Annotated in this window: 15 protein-coding genes; 9 read left to right on the top strand and 6 right to left on the bottom strand. The window is 55.5% G+C overall.

The features are described from left to right. Positions 1-57 precede the first annotated feature (57 nt). Positions 58-1,071 (bottom strand): Gfo/Idh/MocA family oxidoreductase, encoded by a 1,014-nt coding sequence (locus PO881_RS17935; RefSeq protein WP_217549901.1) that lies wholly within the window; start codon positions 1,069-1,071, stop codon positions 58-60. A gap of 68 nt (positions 1,072-1,139) precedes the next feature. Beyond that, on the bottom strand, positions 1,140-3,074 hold the full coding sequence (gene iolD, locus PO881_RS17940) for a 3D-(3,5/4)-trihydroxycyclohexane-1,2-dione acylhydrolase (decyclizing) (protein WP_192414810.1): 1,935 nt from the start codon (positions 3,072-3,074) through the stop codon (positions 1,140-1,142). 549 nt (positions 3,075-3,623) lie between these two features. Here iolD and iolC point away from each other — a divergent pair. Together iolC and PO881_RS17950 are read left to right on the top strand one after the other, a co-directional pair. Continuing rightward, on the top strand, positions 3,624-5,537 hold the full coding sequence (iolC, locus tag PO881_RS17945) for a 5-dehydro-2-deoxygluconokinase (protein WP_192414808.1): 1,914 nt from the start codon (positions 3,624-3,626) through the stop codon (positions 5,535-5,537). Between the two features lie 331 nt (positions 5,538-5,868). Beyond that, positions 5,869-6,714, top strand: a complete 846-nt coding sequence (locus PO881_RS17950; RefSeq protein WP_101762694.1) for a MurR/RpiR family transcriptional regulator — start codon at positions 5,869-5,871, stop codon at positions 6,712-6,714. Between the two features lie 72 nt (positions 6,715-6,786). Here the strand turns inward: PO881_RS17950 and iolB are convergent, their stop codons facing one another. The 3 genes from iolB to PO881_RS17965 form a co-directional block, all read right to left on the bottom strand. Then, a complete protein-coding gene (iolB, locus tag PO881_RS17955) occupies positions 6,787-7,602 on the bottom strand; it encodes a 5-deoxy-glucuronate isomerase (RefSeq protein ID WP_271461189.1) in 816 nt (271 codons plus the stop codon). Positions 7,603-7,626: 24 nt separating this feature from the next. Then, the gene (locus PO881_RS17960; RefSeq protein WP_008107947.1) at positions 7,627-9,132 is read right to left on the bottom strand and encodes a CoA-acylating methylmalonate-semialdehyde dehydrogenase; all 1,506 of its coding nucleotides are present in this window, start codon (positions 9,130-9,132) and stop codon (positions 7,627-7,629) included. Between the two features lie 114 nt (positions 9,133-9,246). Next, complete coding sequence (locus PO881_RS17965) at positions 9,247-9,429, bottom strand: hypothetical protein (RefSeq protein ID WP_280172167.1); 183 nt, start codon at positions 9,427-9,429, stop codon at positions 9,247-9,249. Positions 9,430-9,556: 127 nt separating this feature from the next. Between PO881_RS17965 and PO881_RS17970 the strand changes: the two genes are divergently transcribed. Continuing rightward, positions 9,557-10,372 carry a TIM barrel protein gene (locus PO881_RS17970; RefSeq protein WP_217549892.1) on the top strand — a complete coding sequence of 272 codons (816 nt, stop codon included), beginning with the start codon at positions 9,557-9,559 and terminating at the stop codon, positions 10,370-10,372. 212 nt (positions 10,373-10,584) lie between these two features. On the opposite strand, the gene PO881_RS17975 is transcribed toward PO881_RS17970, so the two are convergent. Beyond that, complete coding sequence (locus PO881_RS17975) at positions 10,585-11,808, bottom strand: MFS transporter (RefSeq protein ID WP_280172168.1); 1,224 nt, start codon at positions 11,806-11,808, stop codon at positions 10,585-10,587. Between the two features lie 226 nt (positions 11,809-12,034). Here PO881_RS17975 and PO881_RS17980 point away from each other — a divergent pair, with 226 nt between their 5' ends. The 6 genes from PO881_RS17980 (at position 12,035) to PO881_RS18005 (ending at position 18,193) form a co-directional block, all read left to right on the top strand. Next, positions 12,035-12,748, top strand: a complete 714-nt coding sequence (locus tag PO881_RS17980) for an ABC transporter ATP-binding protein (RefSeq protein ID WP_280172169.1) — start codon at positions 12,035-12,037, stop codon at positions 12,746-12,748. Further along, a complete protein-coding gene (locus PO881_RS17985; protein ID WP_222235067.1) occupies positions 12,726-13,697 on the top strand; it encodes an ABC transporter substrate-binding protein in 972 nt (323 codons plus the stop codon). The genes PO881_RS17980 and PO881_RS17985 overlap by 23 nt, the downstream gene beginning before the upstream one ends. 3 nt (positions 13,698-13,700) lie before the next feature. Further along, positions 13,701-15,350: an ABC transporter permease subunit gene (locus PO881_RS17990; RefSeq protein ID WP_280172170.1), complete on the top strand. Its 1,650-nt coding sequence runs from the start codon at positions 13,701-13,703 to the stop codon at positions 15,348-15,350. 199 nt (positions 15,351-15,549) lie between these two features. Beyond that, positions 15,550-16,224, top strand: coding sequence for a hypothetical protein (locus tag PO881_RS17995; protein ID WP_110867645.1), 675 nt, complete (start codon positions 15,550-15,552; stop codon positions 16,222-16,224). Between the two features lie 213 nt (positions 16,225-16,437). Then, a complete protein-coding gene (tssD, locus tag PO881_RS18000) occupies positions 16,438-16,917 on the top strand; it encodes a type VI secretion system tube protein TssD (protein ID WP_101762703.1) in 480 nt (159 codons plus the stop codon). A 229-nt stretch (positions 16,918-17,146) separates the two neighbouring features. Continuing rightward, complete coding sequence (locus tag PO881_RS18005) at positions 17,147-18,193, top strand: AI-2E family transporter (protein ID WP_101762704.1); 1,047 nt, start codon at positions 17,147-17,149, stop codon at positions 18,191-18,193. Positions 18,194-18,235 lie beyond the last annotated feature (42 nt).

Consider the following 18,235-nt stretch of genomic DNA (forward strand, 5'->3'; position numbering starts at 1 on the left):
CCCTGATTCACAGAGGCGGCCGCTGAGCCGCCGAGGAGTATTTAGCGCACAGCTCAGTTATTTGGCGTAGAAATCCGGACGCGGCGGCATGGTTACCGGCTCAATCGCACCGCTGTTCTGCGCTTTATGGCAGGCATCGGCGGCCACGGAAGCAGCAAAACCATCCCAGGCAGAAGGTCCGGTCAGTTGGCCGTCTTTCACGTCATTAATAAACGCTTGCAGCTCAACGTCATAAGCATCAATGAAACGGTCTTTCCAGTCGGTTAGCAGCGGCACGCCGAGACGCGCGTTTTTGCGCGTTTGGATCGCCGAAGGCTCCGGCAGCTTAGCGATGCCCTCTTCGCCCACCACTTCACACTGAATGTCGTAGCCGTACGCGCAGTTAACGAAGATCTCCACATCAATGCGGATGCCTTTCTGCGTTTCGAACAGCACGATCTGCGGATCTTTCAAATTGGCATGAGACTTCGACGTGGTGCGCGGGAACACCACCTGCACGGTTTTGTAGTCGTCTTCGGTCAGCCAGCGCAGCACGTCCAGCTCGTGAATCAGGGTGTTAGTGATCGCCATGTCGGTGGTGTAATTCTCGCCGACGCTCTGGTTGCGGTGCGCGCAATGCAGCATCAGCGGTTCGCCGATTTCACCGTCAGTGATCACTTTTTTTAGCGCGCGATAGCCGGCATCGTAAGGGCGCATAAAGCCCACTTGCACCAGACGTTTACCGTGTTTGATCTCGGCATCCACAATGCGACGGCAACCTTCAGCGCTCAGCGCCAGCGGCTTTTCACAGAACACCGGTTTGCCGGCCGCGATTGCCGCCAGCGTAAACTCTTCGTGGGTCGGATCCCAGGATGTCACCAGCACGGCGTCAACGTCTGGCGAGTTGATCACCTGATGACCATCCTGATACACCTCGGCTTCGATATTCAGACGTTGCAGCGCCGCGCGCGCCCCTTCCACGTTGATATCAGAAACCGCCACCACTTTGGCACCCTGCAAGACGTTATTGCAGCGACGAATGTGTTCCTGACCAATTGCACCGGTACCAATTACACCGAGTTTGAGCGTCATAATTACACCTGTAGAGTCGGATAAGTTAGGGTAAAACAAGGCCGGAGAGCTCCGGCCTAAAAGAGGTTTTAATACTTACGTGCTTGTTCGATATGCACGTTAAGGTTGTCGGCCACTTCTTGCGTGCGCGTTGACGTAGAGGTTTGCGCCACGCCGACGTGCCACCAGCTGAAGTATTTGTGCACCATGGTTTTTGGCAGCACTTTGATGTCGAACAGCACGGAAACGGTCTGCTTCTGCGCGTCGATCAACGCGGCTTCCAGCTGTTCCAGCGTGGTAATGCGGTAGGTTTTGCAGCCGTAACCGCCGGCGATCGCCGCGAAGTCCACCGGCACAAAGCCGCCATCCAGCTTGCCCCCTTCCGGATTACGGAAGCGGAACTCGGTGGTGAAGCTGTCCATGCCGTGTTCCATCTGCAGGTTGTTGATACAACCGTTGGTCATGTTATCCAGCAGCACCACGTTGATTTTCGCCCCTTCCTGAATCGACGTGACCAGCTCGGAGTGCAGCATCATGAACGAACCGTCGCCAACCATGACGTAGACTTCACGCTGCGGCTGCGCCAGCTTTACGCCCAGCGCGGCATTCACTTCATAACCCATACAGGAGTAGCCGTACTCAACGTGGTACGAGTTGTAATCTTTGGTGCGCCACACGCGCTGCAGGTCGCCCGGCAGACTGCCCGCTGCCGCGACAATCACCGCATCCTTTGGGAGTTGCTCGTTTAAGGCGCCCAGCACGCTGCTCTGCGTCAGCACCGATTTCGTCAGGCGCTCAAACTCGGCAAACAGCGCTTCGCGATCGGCGTGGTCGGCGATTTCCGGAATGAAATCGTCGGTGTTATAGGTGGCGGCATAGACGCGCTGCGTCTCTTTCAACAGCTTGCTTTGCGACAGCTCAATCTGGCCGCCCCAATGGTTTTCGAAACCTTGCAGCCCGCTTTCCAGCGCGGTTAAACCTTCACGCGCATCCGCCAGCAGCTGCACCGCATCCAGCTTGTAGCTGTCGAAGTTGCTGACGTTGAGGTTCAGATAGCTCACGTCCGGATTCTGGAAAATCCATTTCGACGCGGTGGTGAAGTCGGTGTAACGCGTACCGATACCAATCACCAGATCGGCCTCTTTCGCCAGCAGGTTGGCCGCCAGGCAGCCGGTTTCGCCCACGCCGCCGACATTGAGCGGGTGATCGGAAACGATGGTGCCTTTACCGGCCTGAGTTTCGGCAAACGGAATGTTGAAGCGCTCGGCAAATTTCAGCAGCGCATCCCCGGCATCGGAATATTTCAGGCCACCGCCGACAATGATCAGCGGCTTGTGTTTACGCGCAATCAGCGCCAGCGCATCTTCTAATTGCGCGGCAGTTGGCAAGCGGCGATCCAGACGATGCACACGTTTCTGGAAAAAGTATTCCGGGAAGTCCCAGGCTTCGCCCTGCACGTCCTGCGGCAGCGCAATCGTCACCGCGCCGGTTTCTGCCGGATCGGTCAACACGCGCAAGGCGTTGATGCAGGCAGTCATCAGCTGTTCCGGGCGGCTGACGCGATCCCAGTATTTGCTCACGGCGCGGAACGCGTCGTTGGTGCTGATGCTGAGATCGTGGCTCTGTTCGATCTGCTGCAATACCGGATCCGGTTGGCGCGTAGCGAACACATCGCCCGGCAGCAGCAGTAAAGGAATGCGGTTGGCGGTCGCGGTGGCAGCAGCGGTAATCATGTTGGCCGCGCCGGGACCGACCGATGAGGTACAGGCGATAATCTGACGACGCAGCGACTGCTTGGCAAAGCCAATAGCAGCGTGCGCCATGCCCTGCTCGTTACGGCCCTGATGCACCACCAGATCGCCGCTGTCCTGCTCCAGCGCCTGTCCCAATCCCAGCACGTTGCCGTGACCGAAAATGGCAAAAATGCCTTTCACAAATTTGGTTTCAACGCCGTCAACGTTCAGGTATTGGTTATCAAGAAATTTTACCAGCGCCTGTGCCGTGGTGAGTCTGATTGTGCCCATATGCTTCTTCCTTTACATGCTGGTACCTGCGGCGAGGTACATCGCGGTTCGGGTAAAAACTGCCGTTCACGGCGCCCGCGGATTAAGTGAAACGTGAGGCGATTATAAACAAATATTTTTTTCATTAAACACGATTACAGAAGAAACATTTCATTTTGCGATGGAGATCAAATTCAGCAATGAAACGTGGGCTGCGCAAGCCGCGAAAGGGGGAAAAGTGGAACAGTAACAGGTCATTTGCAGGTCATAACGAAATTTCATTTCACTTCAGTAGCTTCCTTGATTCGCCAGCACTTTCCTGAGACCTGGCTCACAAGCCTTACTATCACTGAAACTCCCGACGATTCAAACGCCGCTTTGCGGCCTGGTCAGAGTTTTACCTGGCTCACAAAATCGTGATGGATGTTTCATTTCATATTGAATTTGGAATTTTTATTCCTCATACTGCGACCAAAGCCAATCAGGCACCTTGAGAACCCGGAAGCAAAGCGCTCGACGTTGGGCGGCAGCGCCCGCAGTGTCTGCTTATCACAGAAGGAAACAATAGGTATGAGTACACAACAGAAGCGGCTTGATGTGATTTGTATCGGACGCATCGCCGTCGACCTCTACGGTCAGCAAATTGGATCACGCCTGGAAGATATGACCAGCTTCAACAAATATCTCGGCGGGTCTTCCGGCAACGTGGCCTACGGTACGGCGATCCAGGGCCTGAAATCGGCGATGCTGGCGCGCGTAGGTGACGAGCATAACGGCCGCTTTTTGCGTGAAGAGCTGCAACGTGCGGGCTGCAATACCGATGGCCTGATTACCGATAAGCAGCGCCTGACCGGGCTGGTGATCCTTGGGATCAAAGATGAAGAGAGCTTCCCGCTGATCTTCTACCGCGACAACTGCGCCGATATGGGGCTGGTGCCGGAAGATATTAACGAAGATTTCATCACCTCTTCACGCGCGGTCGCCGTCACCGGCACGCACCTTTCGCATCCGCAAACCCGCGCCGCCGTACTGAAAGCGCTGGATATCGCCAAACGCAACGGCCTGCGCACCGCGCTGGATATCGATTATCGTCCGGTACTGTGGGGATTGACCTCACTCGGCGACGGCGAAACGCGTTTCATTGAATCGGGCGAAGTGACGCAACAGCTACAGGAAGTGCTGCACTATTTCGATTTGGTGGTCGGAACGGAAGAAGAGTTCCATATCGCTGGTGGCAGCACCGATACGCTGACCGCGCTGAAAAATGTGCGTAAATCGAGCCAGGCCACATTAGTGTGCAAACGCGGTCCGCTGGGTTGCGTGGTGTTTGAGGGCGAGATCCCGGATAGTTGGGAACAGACCAAACTGCAGAGCGGCGTGCGCGTTGAAGTGCTGAACGTGCTGGGTGCCGGCGATGCCTTTATGTCTGGCCTGCTGCGCGGCTGGCTGAATGATGAAAGCTGGGAGCAAGCGTGCCGTTACGCGAACGCCTGTGGCGCGCTGGTGGTTTCGCGCCACGGCTGTGCACCGGCGATGCCGACCAAAGAAGAGCTGGATGATTTCCTAAGCCGCGATAAAGAGGTGAAACGTCCGGATCTTGATGTACGTCTCAATCACCTGCATCGCGTCACCACGCGTAAACAGCAGTGGCCAGAGCTGAATGTGTTCGCCTTCGACCATCGCAAACAGCTGGCTGATATGGCGCGCGAAGCGGGCGTCAGCGAAGCGCGCATCCCAGAATTGAAACTGCTGCTGCTGCGTGCCGCAGAAGAAGCGGCCAATGAAGCCGGCCTGAATGAAAAGAGCGGCATCCTCGCGGATACCACTTACGGCCAGAAAGCGCTGAACGCGATTACCGGTAAAAACTGGTGGATTGGGCGTCCAATTGAGCTGCCAAGTTCACGTCCGCTGCGTCTTGAGCACGGCAACATCGGCTCACAGCTGGTCGACTGGCCAGCCGAGCACGTGGTGAAATGTCTGGTGTTCTACCATCCGCACGACAGCGCGGAACTGCGTAAAGAGCAGGATGAGCTGGTGCTCGATGTGTGGAATGGCTGTAACAAGAGCGGGCACGAACTGCTGCTGGAGCTGATTCTGCCGGAGAGCAATCCGGACCGTGACGAATCCTACTATTACGACATGCTGAGCCACTTCTACAGCCTTGGCATTCAGCCAGACTGGTGGAAACTGCCGCCGCTGTCTGCCGAAAGCTGGCAGGCGATCAGCGGGTTGATCGAGCAGAACGACCCGCACTGCCGCGGCATTCTGCTGCTGGGCCTCGATGCCCCGGAAGAGACGCTGAAAGCTGGTTTCGCCGCCGCAGCGCAAGCGCCGTGGGTGAAAGGTTTCGCGGTAGGTCGCACCATCTTCGGCCAGCCGTCACGCCAGTGGCTGCAAGGCGAGCTGGATGATAAGGCGCTGGTTGAGACCGTGAAAGGGAATTACCTGCGGTTGATCGGCTACTGGCGCGCTGTACGCGGTTAAGTGCGAAGTTAGCTGGGAAAAAGCGGCCAATTGGCCGCTTTTTTGATTGTTCTCGCTGGCCCTCAACCTAGCCTTCTCCCGCCAGCGGGAGAAGGGACCGCTCCAGCAATTGTTGAGTAATGAACGCGATCCGGGGTACCGCACAAGACGGTTCCCTCGCCCGCTTGCGGGAGAGGGTTAGGATAAGGGGAAAACCTGCATATTCTGTGAGGCATTTCATAAACCGATGAAATAAGCGTCACGATGATGTCAAACAAATGAAATTTTCCATCCATCTGGTACTATAGCGCTCATTATCCAGCCATATTTTCTTTTCTAGCGGGCCGAAGTAATGACCAATAATCCAACGCAATTAACCTTGTTACAGGACGAGATCCGTCGTCGCTATGAGACGCTGAGCAAACGCCTGAAGCAGGTGGCTCGTTATATCCTTGATAACAGTAACAGCATCGCTTTCGATACCGTTGCTTCCATCGCACAACATGCCGATGTGCCGCCCTCGACGCTGATCCGCTTTGCCAACGCCTTTGGCTTCAGCGGCTTCAACGAAATGAAACAGGTTTTCCGTCAGCACCTGATGGAAGAGACCGTTAACTATACCGAGCGCGCACGTCTGTTCCGCCAGACCGCCACTGACGACAGCGCCACTTCACCAGAGAGCCCGGCCGAAATCCTCAACGTCTTCACCATGGTCAACAGCCAGGCGCTGCAACAGCTGGCGATGCAGGTCAATCCAGACCAGCTCAACCGCGCGGTGAAAATGCTCGATGAAGCCGAGAACATCTACATCATCGGCCTGCGTCGCTCATTCAGCGTGGCATCGTATCTGGTGTATGCGCTGCGCCATCTGGAGCGTCGTGCGTTCCTGATCGACGGCCTCGGCGGCATGTTCACCGAGCAGCTGAGCATGGTGAACCCGAAAGACGTGGTGATCGCCATCAGCTATTCGCCATACGCGCGTGAAGCGGTGGAGTTGGTTGAGTTGGGTGCCAAACGTGGCGCGCATCTGATTGCCATCACCGACAGTCAGGTCAGCCCGCTGGCCGCCTTCAGCGATGTGTGTTTTGTGGTGCGTGAAGCGCAAGTGGATGGCTTCCGTTCGCAGGTCGCTTCGCTGTGTCTGGCACAGACGCTCGCCGTGTCGCTGGCGTTGAACAACAACGTGCCCAGCGAATAATCTCTTCGCAGAGTCGAGCAGCTAACAAAAAAGGGCAGCCACCTGGCTGCCCTTCTTACATTGATGCGCAATCTACGAACGCGGATACTGGTCGCTGTTCACCCAGGCGTGATCCTTCTCCCAGGTAAATTTCCACAGACGTTTTGGACCCGCCATCACGTTGAGATAGTAGTTATCGTACCCGGCAATGGTTGCCACCGGATGATAGCCACGCGGCACCGTCACTACATCGCGGTTATACGGCGCCATGCACTCGTCGAGGGAACGGTCGTCGGTATACACGCGCTGCATGGCGAAACCTGGCTCAGGATCGAAACGGTGATAGTAGGTCTCTTCCAGATAGGTTTCGTCCGGGCTGTTTTTCTGGTCGTGCTTGTGGCTGGGATACGAACTGGTCGCGCCTTCATCGGTGTAAACTTCCACCACCAGCAGGCTGTCGGCCTCTTTATTGTCCGGCAGAATATTGTGCACCAGACGCTGATTACGCCCTTTACCGCGCTGCTCAACGCCAACGTCTTCCGGCGCAATCAGTCGCGCCGGCAGGTTGCCGCTGCTCGGTGCATTACACACCGCCAGCTCCAGATCGCTATCCGCATATACTTCCACTTCGTCGTTATGCGGTACGTAAACTGAGTAAGGCGGAGTGCGTTCAAACGGCGACAGACGTTTACCCAGATTCGGAAACTCGGCGTGACGGGTTTTCACCGACGCAAAGCCCGCCACCAGCACCAGACACAACTCTTTGTCGCCGCTACTCAGCTTCAGGCTCTGCCCTTTTTTCAGCAGATAGGCATCAAAGCCGACATATTCCCAGCCCGCGCTTTCCGGCGTGACGTGCTGGATGCGGCCGTTGCTGTCGGGTTTTTGCGCTTTCGAAATCAGAGACATCCTGTTCCTCCTTGTTGAGCGAAATTAGCCCAGCGTCGGCATGCTGAACTCAGATACGGTCTGCTGACCGCTCGGCCAACGCACGGTGGCGGTTTTCATGCGGGTGTAGAAACGCACGCCGTCTGGACCGTGCACGTTCAGCGCACCAAATACCGAACGCTTCCAGCCGCCGAAGCTGTGGAACGCCATCGGCACCGGAACCGGCACGTTAACGCCAACCATGCCAGCTTCGACGTTCTGCACGAACTCACGCGCGGTGTGGCCGTTGCTGGTGAAGATGGCGCTACCGTTACCGAATTCGTGGCTGTTAACCAGCTGCAGTGCGCTGTCGTAATCGCTGGAACGCATGATGCTCAGCACCGGCCCAAAGATCTCTTCGCGCCAGATAGTCATATCCGACGTCACATTGTCGAACAGCGTGCCGCCAACGTAGTAACCTTCTGCATGGCCAGCAACCTGTATGCCGCGGCCATCAACCACCAGCTTCGCGCCTTCCTGCTCACCTTTGTCGATGTAGCCCAGCACTTTCTTCTGGTGCGCAGCAGAAACCACCGGCCCCATTTCATTCTCTTCGGCACCTTTCTGGATGCCAGGACCGACGCGCAGCGCTTTGATCAGCGGCGTCAGACGCGCAATTAGTTTGTCTGCGGTGTCGTCACCCACGGCAACCACAACCGGCAGCGCCATGCAGCGTTCACCCGCTGAACCAAACGCACCGCCCATAATGGCGTTCACGGTGGCATCGAGATCGGCATCGGGCATCACGATGGCGTGGTTTTTCGCCGCGCCAAACGCCTGCACGCGTTTACCGTGGGCGCTGGCAGTTTTATAGATGTGCTCCGCTACGCCGGAAGAACCCACGAAGCTGACTGCGGCGATGCGCGGATCTTTGTACAGCTGCTCGGCATCTTCGTTAGACGAATGCACCACGTTGAATACGCCATCCGGCAGGCCCGCTTCTTTCAGCAGTTCGGCCATGCGCACAGATGCGGAAGGATCCAGCGCCGGTGGCTTGAGGATAAAGGTGTTGCCGCACGCCAGCGCGATGGGGAACATCCACAGTGGCACCATCGCCGGGAAGTTAAACGGTGTGATACCGGCGACAACGCCGACCGGCTGCATCAGCGAATAGCTGTCAACGCCGGTGCCCACGCTCGGTGAGTTTTCACCTTTAATCAGATGTGGAATACCGCAGGCATACTCGATCACTTCGATACCGCGCGTCAGTTCACCCAGCGCATCGGACCACACTTTACCGTGCTCAGACACGATCAGTGCCGCCAGCTCTTCGCGATGTTTTTCCATCAGCGCTTTAAAGTTGAACATCACACGGGCACGACGCAACGGCGCGGTTTTCGACCATTCCGGGAAGGCGGCATGCGCGACTTCAATCGCCTTTTCCACTTCAGCAGCGGTGCTCTGCGTCAGTTCACGCACGACTTTGCCGGTCGCCGGATCGTACACGGGAATGGTTTCATTGCTGGCGCTGTGGGTAATTTTGCCGCCGATAAAGTTTCCTACGATAGTCATGTCGTTGCCTCTTAGATGTGAAGTTCCCTGCAGATAGCCCGTTCGAACCGCGACGCTGCGTGTGCAGGCAATACTTAAAGCGTGCTATGAAGCTATCGTAATGAAATTAATTTTTCAAATACTTCTTTTTAGAAAATTTCCTTTTAGCGGCATGGATCGCATTTTTTCCGCCTGCGCTGACAGCCGGGTGTAAATCAGCTCGTAGCGCTGCACTGCTGGCGCTAAAGGCTCGCCAAACCGCTCTGCCGTTAAGCCGTTGCCCGCACCGAATTTATGTCTGAAATCCAGCTTACCCATGCAACGCGAAACGAAATATGAAATTTTTGCGAGGCAGATCCAATATCTGATATTTCATAATTCAATAATAATGAAATAAATGTTCTCTTTGCAGCACCTAATCCGTATCCGTTTACAGGAGCCGCACATGGCCATCGATCCGACCCGTTTCTGTATTAACCGTAAAATTGCGCCCAGGCTAACGCTGGAAGCCTTCTTTCAGCTGGTGCAACGCCTGGGATTGAGCAAGGTTGAACTGCGTAACGACATGCAGAGCGGCAAGGTAACCGATGATCTCAGCGCGGCGCAGCTGCGCGCGCTAGCGGATAAGTACCACATTGAAATCGTGACGATTAACGCGCTCTATCCGTTTAACCGTGCCAATGAGTCGCTGCTGGCTAAAGCCGACGCGCTGCTACAGGAAGCTCAGGCCATCGGCGCAAAAGCGCTGGTGATGTGTCCGCTCAATGAAGGAGTTGAGATTTCGCCCCAGCAGACGCTGGAAGCGCTGCAGGTACTGGCGCCGCGCTTTGAAAAGTATGGCATTCAGGGGCTGGTTGAACCGCTGGGCTTCCCGGTCAGTTCGCTGCGCTCGGCGGTGCAGACGCAGCAACTGATTCAGCAAGCAAAAGTCCCGTTTAAGGTACTGCTCGATACCTTCCATCATCACCTGTATGAGAACGCCGAAAACGAGTTCCCGCAGGAGATTGATATCAACCATATTGGCCTGGTGCATTTATCCGGCGTGGAAGATACCCGCCCAACGGCGCAACTGACCGATGAACAACGCATCATGCTCAGCGACCGTGATGTGCTGAACAGCGTGGCGCAGGTGAAACGTCTGGAGATGTTGGGCTATAAAGGCGTGTATGCCTTTGAACCGTTTTCATCCGAGCTGGAGACGTGGAAGCCAGCAGACATTGAGCGCCAAATTCGCTACAGCATTGAGTTGCTGCAAGCCTAAACGAACCCTTATCTGTGTCTAATGACACATTTTGTTAGTGTTGGCCTCGGTCGGAGGCCTTTTTTTCATACCCGTCATATTTTAAGCCATAGCTGCGTTGGCTTCTCGTGCTCACCCCAGTCACTTACAAATGTAAGCTCCTGGGGACTTACAATCTTGCCGCCTTGCTCTGACGTAAATTATTTAGGGGATATCGGATTCACCGAGAACAACTACGCATTCTCTTTAATCTCCACCATCGGCTCTTCCGGCATCTGCTTAATCATGCGCAGCGTGCAGAACAGCGCTAAACACACCAGCAGTGCGGTGAGGAAATAGACCAGCGAAACCCCGGCATAACTCATAATGAAACCGGCGATCGGGCCGGTGATGCCCAGCGATAAATCCATAAACGCCGTATAAGTAGCGAGCGCGCTGCCCTGATTCTGCTGCGGCACCACTTTCACCGCCACCACGCCAATCGCCGGGAATACCAGCGAGAAACCCGCGCCGGTGAGGAACGCGCCCATCTTCGCCATCCACGGGTCGAATGAACCGGCCACCAGAAACAAGCCCATCGCTTCTACCCCAAAGCAGATACTCGCCACGCGCAAACCACCGAGCTTGTTGATGGCATTCGGAAACAGCAGACGCGTGCCGACGAACGCGGCACTGAACATGGTCAACGCGAAGGCGGCACCATCCCAACCTTTATCCTGATAAAACAGCGTGATAAAGGTGGCGATCACGCCAAACCCGGCGGAACCCATCGCCAGAATCAGGCCGAAACCGTACACCTTGCTCAGCACGTCACGGAACGGCAGCGGCTTGGCTTTGCTGCCTTTCACCGGTGCACGCGGCAGCGCCAGCGCAATTGCCAGTAAACAAATGGCAATGATGATGCTGGAGAGCAGCAGCAAGCCGCCGCTGCGGAAAATCACCACGCCGAGCGGCGCACCGATCGCCATCGCGCCATAGGTGACAATGCCATTCCACGAAATTACCCGGCCAATATGCAGCGAACCGACGCGCGCCACGCCCCACAGCGACGTGCCGGTGCCGGAAAAACTTTGTCCGATGCCGAGAATCACGCGCCCCAGACACAGCAGCACCAGACTCAGCACGCCCTGCCCATCGCTGAGCGCCGACAGCAAAATACAGATGCCGCTCAGCAAGCATCCCACCAGCCCCAGCACCACCACTTTTTTCGGCCCCCACAGATCGGCATAGCGTCCCGCGTGTGGGCGACTGAGCAGCGTGGCGATGTATTGCAGGCTGATCACCAATCCGGCCCAGAAGGCGTTGTAGCCCAGTCCGTCATGGACAAAACCGGGCAGCACCGCCAGCGGCAAGCCGATGGTGAGATAGCTGGCAAAGTTGAACTTCACGATGGAAAGGATCAGTAAATTGAGGCGAAAACGGCCGTGTTCAGGTGCGGCGGCAGGCGAGTCAGGCATGAGTGATTGCGCTCGTGGGTGACGGAATTTTTATAACAAGAGGATAACTATACGTCATTTGGTTTTATCCGCATCAGTGAAATGCCCAGTTTTATGGTCATCATTTCGTCATATCGCGCTCGTAGACTCGCCCCCAATCAAATCCCAAAGAGGATAACAATCTGATGACGCCCCTGATTTCTCAGGCGCGCGTGCGTAACGCTCACGCCTTCGCGCGAGGTGGCCGATGACGCATGCCGCGCTGCCTATTGAACTGAAAAATCTCAGATGGTCGGTGGATAACCTGACTATTCTGCACGATCTCTCCCTGACCATTCCCGCAGGCGAAATTCTGGCGCTGCTCGGCCCGAGCGGCTGTGGCAAAAGCACGCTGCTGAAACTGCTGGCGGGTTTGTTGCAGCCCACCGCCGGCGAACTGTGGATCGGCCAACGCTGCGTGGCCTCACCGCGCCACTGTGATGCGCCGGAAAAACGTAACCTTGGCATGGTGTTTCAGGATTACGCGCTGTGGCCGCACATGTCGGTGGCGCAAAACGTCGCCTTTCCGCTGCGTATGCGCGGCATGAAAAAAGCCGCCGCGCGGCAACAGGCCGATGCCGCACTGGCGCAGGTGGGCCTTGCGGATTTTGGCGATCGCAAACCGGCGCTGCTTTCAGGCGGCCAGCAGCAGCGCGTGGCGCTGGCGCGGGCGCTGGTGGCGAAACCGGCCATTCTGCTGTTCGACGAACCGCTCTCCAACCTCGACCGCGACCTGCGTGAAACTCTGGTTCACACCATGGCGGATTTGCTGCGCGCGGCGCGCATCACCGCTGTTTACGTTACGCACGATCGCGACGAAGCCAACACGCTGGCCGACCGCATCATTCACCTGGCGCAGGGCCAGATTGTTTCCGTTACTCACCTCTCAGGGGACTGCAATGCCATCTCTCAAGTCAGTTAAAACAGGAGCCATCAGCGCGATGATGTTGACTTCCGCCATCATGATCAACGACGCCCAGGCGCTGACGGTATACACCGCCGGTCCGGGTTCGCTGTCGAAAAGTCTTGCCGCCGGATTTGAAAAACAGACCGGCATCAAAGTGAATATTTTCCAGGCCACCACCGGCAAAGTGATGGCGCGTCTGGAAGCGGAACAGGCCAATCCGCAAGCCGACGTGCTGATCTCGGCTTCGTGGGATACCGCCGAAGATCTGCAACAGCGCGGCTGGCTGCTGCCGTTCAACAGCGCCAACGCGGCGAAGGTGCCGAATCAGTTCAAAACCGCCAACTATGTCGCGCAGGGCATTTCCGCGCTCGGCATCGTGTGGAATACGCAAAGCAACACGCCAGAGCCGAAAACCTGGCAGGATCTCACCGCGCCCGCCTTCAAAGATAACGTCACCACGCCGGATCCGGCGCTGTCTGGCGCGTCACTCGATCTGCTGATTGGCCTGCAAAACAGCGAAGGCGAAAAAGCCTGGCAGCTGTTTGACCAGCTGAAAGCCAACGGCATGGTGATGAGCGGCCCCAACGCGCAGGCGGTGACGCCGGTGCTGCAAGGCGCGAAAGCGGCGGTGTTTGGCGCGGTCGATTACGTCACCTATAACAACATCGCGCAGGGCGAGAGCGTGAAAGTGATCTTCCCGGAAAACGGTACCGTGGTCGCACCGCGTCCGATGATGATCCTGAAAAGCAGCCAGCACCCAGACGATGCGAAAAAGTTCGTTGATTACGTGCTGTCAGATGAAGGTCAGGAGCAAGTGGCAAAAGCCTGGCTGATGCCGGCGCGTACCGATATCAAAGCGCAACGTCCGCTGTTTACCGAGATCAAGTTATTGCCGACTAATCAGGATGGCAGCAGCGAACGTTCGGCGGTGCTAAAGCGCTTTGGCGCCCTGTTCGGACAGTAAGCGATGTCGCGTGCCCTGAATGGCGTGATTCTGCTGGCGTTATTGCTGCTGGTGGCGCTGCCGCTGCTGTTTATCGTGCTGCAAGCGTTGTTTCCCTACTTAGGTGAAGGCAGTTGGCGCGGCGCTTTTAGTGCTTTTCCGGCGCTGCTGGACGATCCGCAACTGGCAGCGATGTGGCTGGGCACGCTGAAAATCGGCGACGGCGTGGCGCTGTGCAGTTTGCTGCTGGGCTTGCCGCTCGGCGCACTGCGCGGCCTGTTCCGCTTGCCGGGCGCGGCGCTGTGGGATCTGCTGTTTCTGATCCCCTTTCTGACGCCGCCCTATATTGTGGCGCTGTCATGGACGCTGGCGCTGCAACGCAACGGGTATATCGAACAACTCACCGGCATCAACTTCGACAGCCTGCTGTTTAGCAGCAGCGGCATGATTGGCGTGATGACGCTGAACATCTTCCCGGTGGTCTATTTCGCGGTGTCGCGTTCGCTGCTGGCCAGCGGGCAACGTCTCGCCTGGGTGGCGCGCGTGCATGGCGCATCGGCGTGGCGCGGCTTCTGGCACATCACCTTGCCGCTCACCTTACCGGCATTGGCGGGCGGCGTGCTGTTGGCGTTTACGCTGGCGATTGAGGAGTTCGGCGTGCCTGCGGCGCTCGGTGCGCAGGCGAAGTTGACGCTGATGACCGTTGGCATTGAAACCAAACTCGCCGACTGGCCGATCGATCTGCCTGGCGCGGCGTCGCTGTCACTGATGCTGAGCCTGATGGCGCTCACGGCGTGGCTGCTACAGCGCAAACTGACCGGCAGCAGCGATGTGACGGCGGTTGGTGGCAAACCGGTGAGTCAGGAACTGGCGCATGCGGGACGCTTACAAATCTTAATGCTGCTGCCGTTTGCTGTCACCGTGCTGCTGGCGGTGGTGCTGCCGCTCGGCGCGATGACCCTGAGCGGCTTACTGAATACGCTCTCCGGCGGATTACATCTGAGTAATCTGACGCTACGCCACTTCGGCGCGCTGTTCAGCCAGCAAGGCGATGCGCTGGCGGCCTTCTCCACCAGCATTGGCCTGGCGCTCGGCGCGGCGCTGCTGACCGGCGCGCTGGGTTTTCTGATCGCCTGGCGCGTATCGGAAGGGAAAACCCGTTTGCTGGCGATGATGGATGGCCTGGCGCTGCTGCCTGCGGCGATGCCCGGCGTGGTGGTGGGCGTGGGGTTGATTCTGCTGTGGAACCGCGGTTTCTGGCCAGTTTCGCCCTACAACACGATGTTTATTCTGCTGCTGTCGTACAGCTGTTTGCTGCTGCCGTGGCCGGTGCGTTATGTCAGTAGCGCGCTGCGCCAGCTGGCACCCACGCTGCAACCGGCGGCGCGCGTGCACGGCGCATCACGTGTGCAGGCGCTGCGTCTGGTTGTGCTGCCGCTAGTCGCGCCCAGCTTGCTGGCGGCGATGATGATGGTGTTTGCCGTAGCGTCGCGCGAGCTGGTGACATCGCTGCTGCTGGCTCCGGCGGGCACGCAAACCGTGGCGATCTTTATCTGGCGTCAGTTCGAACAGGGCTCAGTGGGACAAGGTATGGCGATGGCCACGCTGACGCTTTGCGCCAGTTTGAGTTTGATGTTGGCGGCCACGGTGCTGATGCGGCGTCATGAAAAATAGTCATACATACCGTAGCGGCGTGATTCATCACGCATAAATAGGACCTTGATGATTAAAATTATTTAAGCTGTGATTGTGGGTTTAACTGTCATCTTATCCACATTTTTTAAAACCCATGTCCGTGCGGCATTGACCTTACACTTTAAATGGGTAAATTGTAGTTTCGACCAGGGATGATTTCTAACCGTAAGGAAACGGCATGTATCACAGTGATTTGATACTCAAGGGCATCAAAGCCGATGAGTTGATGGCGTCACAGCTTGAAAAAGCTCTTATAGGTGTAAAAGACCAGGTACTTCAGCAAGCCAGTAAAATTGGCGACGGAGCAACACGCTTGGTGTATTACACATCTTGCTTCACCGATAACTATCAAGATGTATGTGCAAAGCTAAAAGAAGAAGACTTGCGCTTCCTGGATGGCATTGCTGAAGTGGTCAAAAGACGTGACATTATCTATAGGCTGGTTCACATCTATTTTGAAGAAATTTTCAGATTCAAAACACGCGAACAACTTTCAGCAATCAATTCCGGTTTATTAAAAGCAGGCGTGATCATCTCCTCTAACACACTAAACAATCAGACTTTTATCATTGGAATAACAACAGCTGTTTGCCTTGGCATAGGCTTTAACTCATCCATCGTCGCCTGGACAGGAAAGACCGCCGCGCTAACTGTTACCGGGCTAGGGCTATACGGCATCGTACAACAAGCTGCTGATAGTGCTGAAAGGCTTAGGCTGCAAGCGCCGATGTATTATCAAGCCCTGCACATGCAAAGACTCGAAATGATGTATTTCCTCGTCGAGCCGACTTTTATGAAAGCTCAAGCATTTGAGAGTGACATTACCAACGCAATAATTAACATGGTGAAGTAGGCATGCGTAATTTTCTAAAACAATGGTTAAAGGCGCAGGCATCATATTTCTTTTGGGGCTACGTTCCGCTTGTTTTAATTATTACTTTCGGTGTTTTTGCAGTAACGTACTTTCGCCCCTACGCATTTCAGGCCATAGGGGTTTTGATAATCATTACCTTTGCGTTTGTTGTCTGGTTTAACCGCCCTCGTTAAAATTAAAAGGAACTTAACTATGTCAACTCCAGCTCATTTATGGCTAACAGATGAAAACGGATCCCCTATCGCGGGTGGATGCCTGATGCCTACACGACTCGGCTCAATTGAAATGCGCACTCTAACGCATAACATATCGGTTCCAGCCGACAGACATACCGGAAAGTTAACAGCAGCAAGAATCCATGCCCCAATAGTTTTCCAGAAAGAATTTGACCAGACGACGCCATTATTATTTCGCGCGCTGTGTCAGGGCAGAATACTTAAATCAGCCACGATAAAAATGTATAGAATTAATGAGGCAGGAATTGAAACAGAATACTTTAACATTGTTCTTGAAAACGTAAAAATAACCAGCATTACTCCATCACTCGTACCAGCAGGCATAGCAAGCACACATATGGAAAATGTCGAGATTCGTTATGAAACTATTATGTGGAAATACGTCGATGGAAATATTCAGTTTAAAGATGGTTGGAATGAACGAATGATCGCTTAATTAAATAGTTAACACCTTACCTTGCTCGCTGTTTGTCTGTGCCGATGTTTAAATAAGTATTGATGTCGGCACGGTAAGCCGAGGTGTGAAAATTTCACAGCTACCGCTTGACGTTCATGCAGGTAGCTACGGATGTTGCGTGTTGTAAAAATTTCTCTTTATCTTAAAAAACAGATGGTTAATTTTCATCAACTACACTCTCCTGAGAAATTTTGTCTCAGGAGAGAGAATGAATAACCTGCTTCAGGAAAAAATTGGCCAGAACATCCTGGTAAAACTGGCGATGCTGGTGATTATTCTGGCGGGCATTCGCGCCGCCTCGGACATTCTGGTGCCCTTCTTACTCGCCAGCTTTTTAGCTATTGTGCTCAATCCGCTGGTTACGATGCTAATGCGACGCGGCGTCAAACGTGGCCTGGCGATTACGCTGGTGATCACCGTGATTTTTATCGTCGTACTGTTACTCATTGCTGTACTCGCCAGCTCGGCCAGTGACTTCAGCGATACCTATCCGCAAATCCGCGCCATGCTGGAGCAGAAACTGGCGGTGGTGCAACATTTTGCCGCGCGTTTTCATATCAACATCTCTACCGAAGCGCTGGCTGCGCGCCTCGATCCCAACGTGGTGATGGACATGGCCACATCGGTGCTGAAGCAGCTGTCCGGCGCGATGACCAACGTCCTGCTGCTGATCCTCACCGTGGTGTTTATGCTGTTTGAAGTGCGTCATCTGCCGTACAAGATGCGCAATGCGATGGTTAATCCACAAATCCGCATCGCCGGTCTGCACCGCGCGCTGAAAGGTGTGACGCACTATCTGGCACTGAAAACCCTGGTGAGTTTGATTACCGGCGTGGCCGTTTGGCTGTCGCTGCTGCTGCTCGGCGTGAAGTTCGCGCTGTTCTGGGGCGTGGTGGCGTTCATCCTTAATTTCATCCCCAACATTGGCCCGATCATCGCCGGTATTCCGCCATTTATTCAGGCGCTGGTGTTAAATGATATTTATGACGCCATGCTGGTGGCGGCGCTGTTCAGCGCGATTCATATGGTGTTCGGCAACATGCTGGAGCCAAGATTGATGGGGCGCGGGCTGGGACTCTCGACGCTGGTGGTGTTTCTGTCGTTGATTTTCTGGGGCTGGCTGCTGGGTCCGGTCGGCATGTTGCTGTCGGTGCCGCTCACCAGCGTGACCAAGATTTTGATGGAAACCACGCCGGGCGGAAGCCGATTGGCGATTATGTTGGGTAATGGACGGCCGGGTAAACGGGCGCGTTAAGGCTCTTTTACTCAAGGTCGCGCAATAAATTGCGCCGCTACA

The sequence above is a fragment of the Pantoea sp. SS70 genome, from assembly GCF_029866845.1.
GTDB lineage: Bacteria > Pseudomonadota > Gammaproteobacteria > Enterobacterales > Enterobacteriaceae > Pantoea > Pantoea leporis.

Excerpts from the sequence above, each read along its gene's own strand:
- PO881_RS17995 (WP_110867645.1), top strand. The coding sequence starts at position 15,550 with ATGTATCACAGTGATTTGATACTCAAGGGCATCAAAGCCGATGAGTTG.
- iolB (WP_271461189.1), bottom strand. The coding sequence starts at position 7,602 with ATGTCTCTGATTTCGAAAGCGCAAAAACCCGACAGCAACGGCCGCATC.
- tssD (WP_101762703.1), top strand. The coding sequence starts at position 16,438 with ATGTCAACTCCAGCTCATTTATGGCTAACAGATGAAAACGGATCCCCT.
- PO881_RS17950 (WP_101762694.1), top strand. The coding sequence starts at position 5,869 with ATGACCAATAATCCAACGCAATTAACCTTGTTACAGGACGAGATCCGT.
- PO881_RS17990 (WP_280172170.1), top strand. The coding sequence starts at position 13,701 with ATGTCGCGTGCCCTGAATGGCGTGATTCTGCTGGCGTTATTGCTGCTG.
- PO881_RS17975 (WP_280172168.1), bottom strand. The coding sequence starts at position 11,808 with ATGCCTGACTCGCCTGCCGCCGCACCTGAACACGGCCGTTTTCGCCTC.
- PO881_RS17970 (WP_217549892.1), top strand. The coding sequence starts at position 9,557 with ATGGCCATCGATCCGACCCGTTTCTGTATTAACCGTAAAATTGCGCCC.
- PO881_RS17960 (WP_008107947.1), bottom strand. The coding sequence starts at position 9,132 with ATGACTATCGTAGGAAACTTTATCGGCGGCAAAATTACCCACAGCGCC.
- PO881_RS17985 (WP_222235067.1), top strand. The coding sequence starts at position 12,726 with ATGCCATCTCTCAAGTCAGTTAAAACAGGAGCCATCAGCGCGATGATG.
- PO881_RS18005 (WP_101762704.1), top strand. The coding sequence starts at position 17,147 with ATGAATAACCTGCTTCAGGAAAAAATTGGCCAGAACATCCTGGTAAAA.
- PO881_RS17980 (WP_280172169.1), top strand. The coding sequence starts at position 12,035 with ATGACGCATGCCGCGCTGCCTATTGAACTGAAAAATCTCAGATGGTCG.
- iolD (WP_192414810.1), bottom strand. The coding sequence starts at position 3,074 with ATGGGCACAATCAGACTCACCACGGCACAGGCGCTGGTAAAATTTCTT.
- PO881_RS17965 (WP_280172167.1), bottom strand. The coding sequence starts at position 9,429 with ATGGGTAAGCTGGATTTCAGACATAAATTCGGTGCGGGCAACGGCTTA.
- PO881_RS17935 (WP_217549901.1), bottom strand. The coding sequence starts at position 1,071 with ATGACGCTCAAACTCGGTGTAATTGGTACCGGTGCAATTGGTCAGGAA.
- iolC (WP_192414808.1), top strand. The coding sequence starts at position 3,624 with ATGAGTACACAACAGAAGCGGCTTGATGTGATTTGTATCGGACGCATC.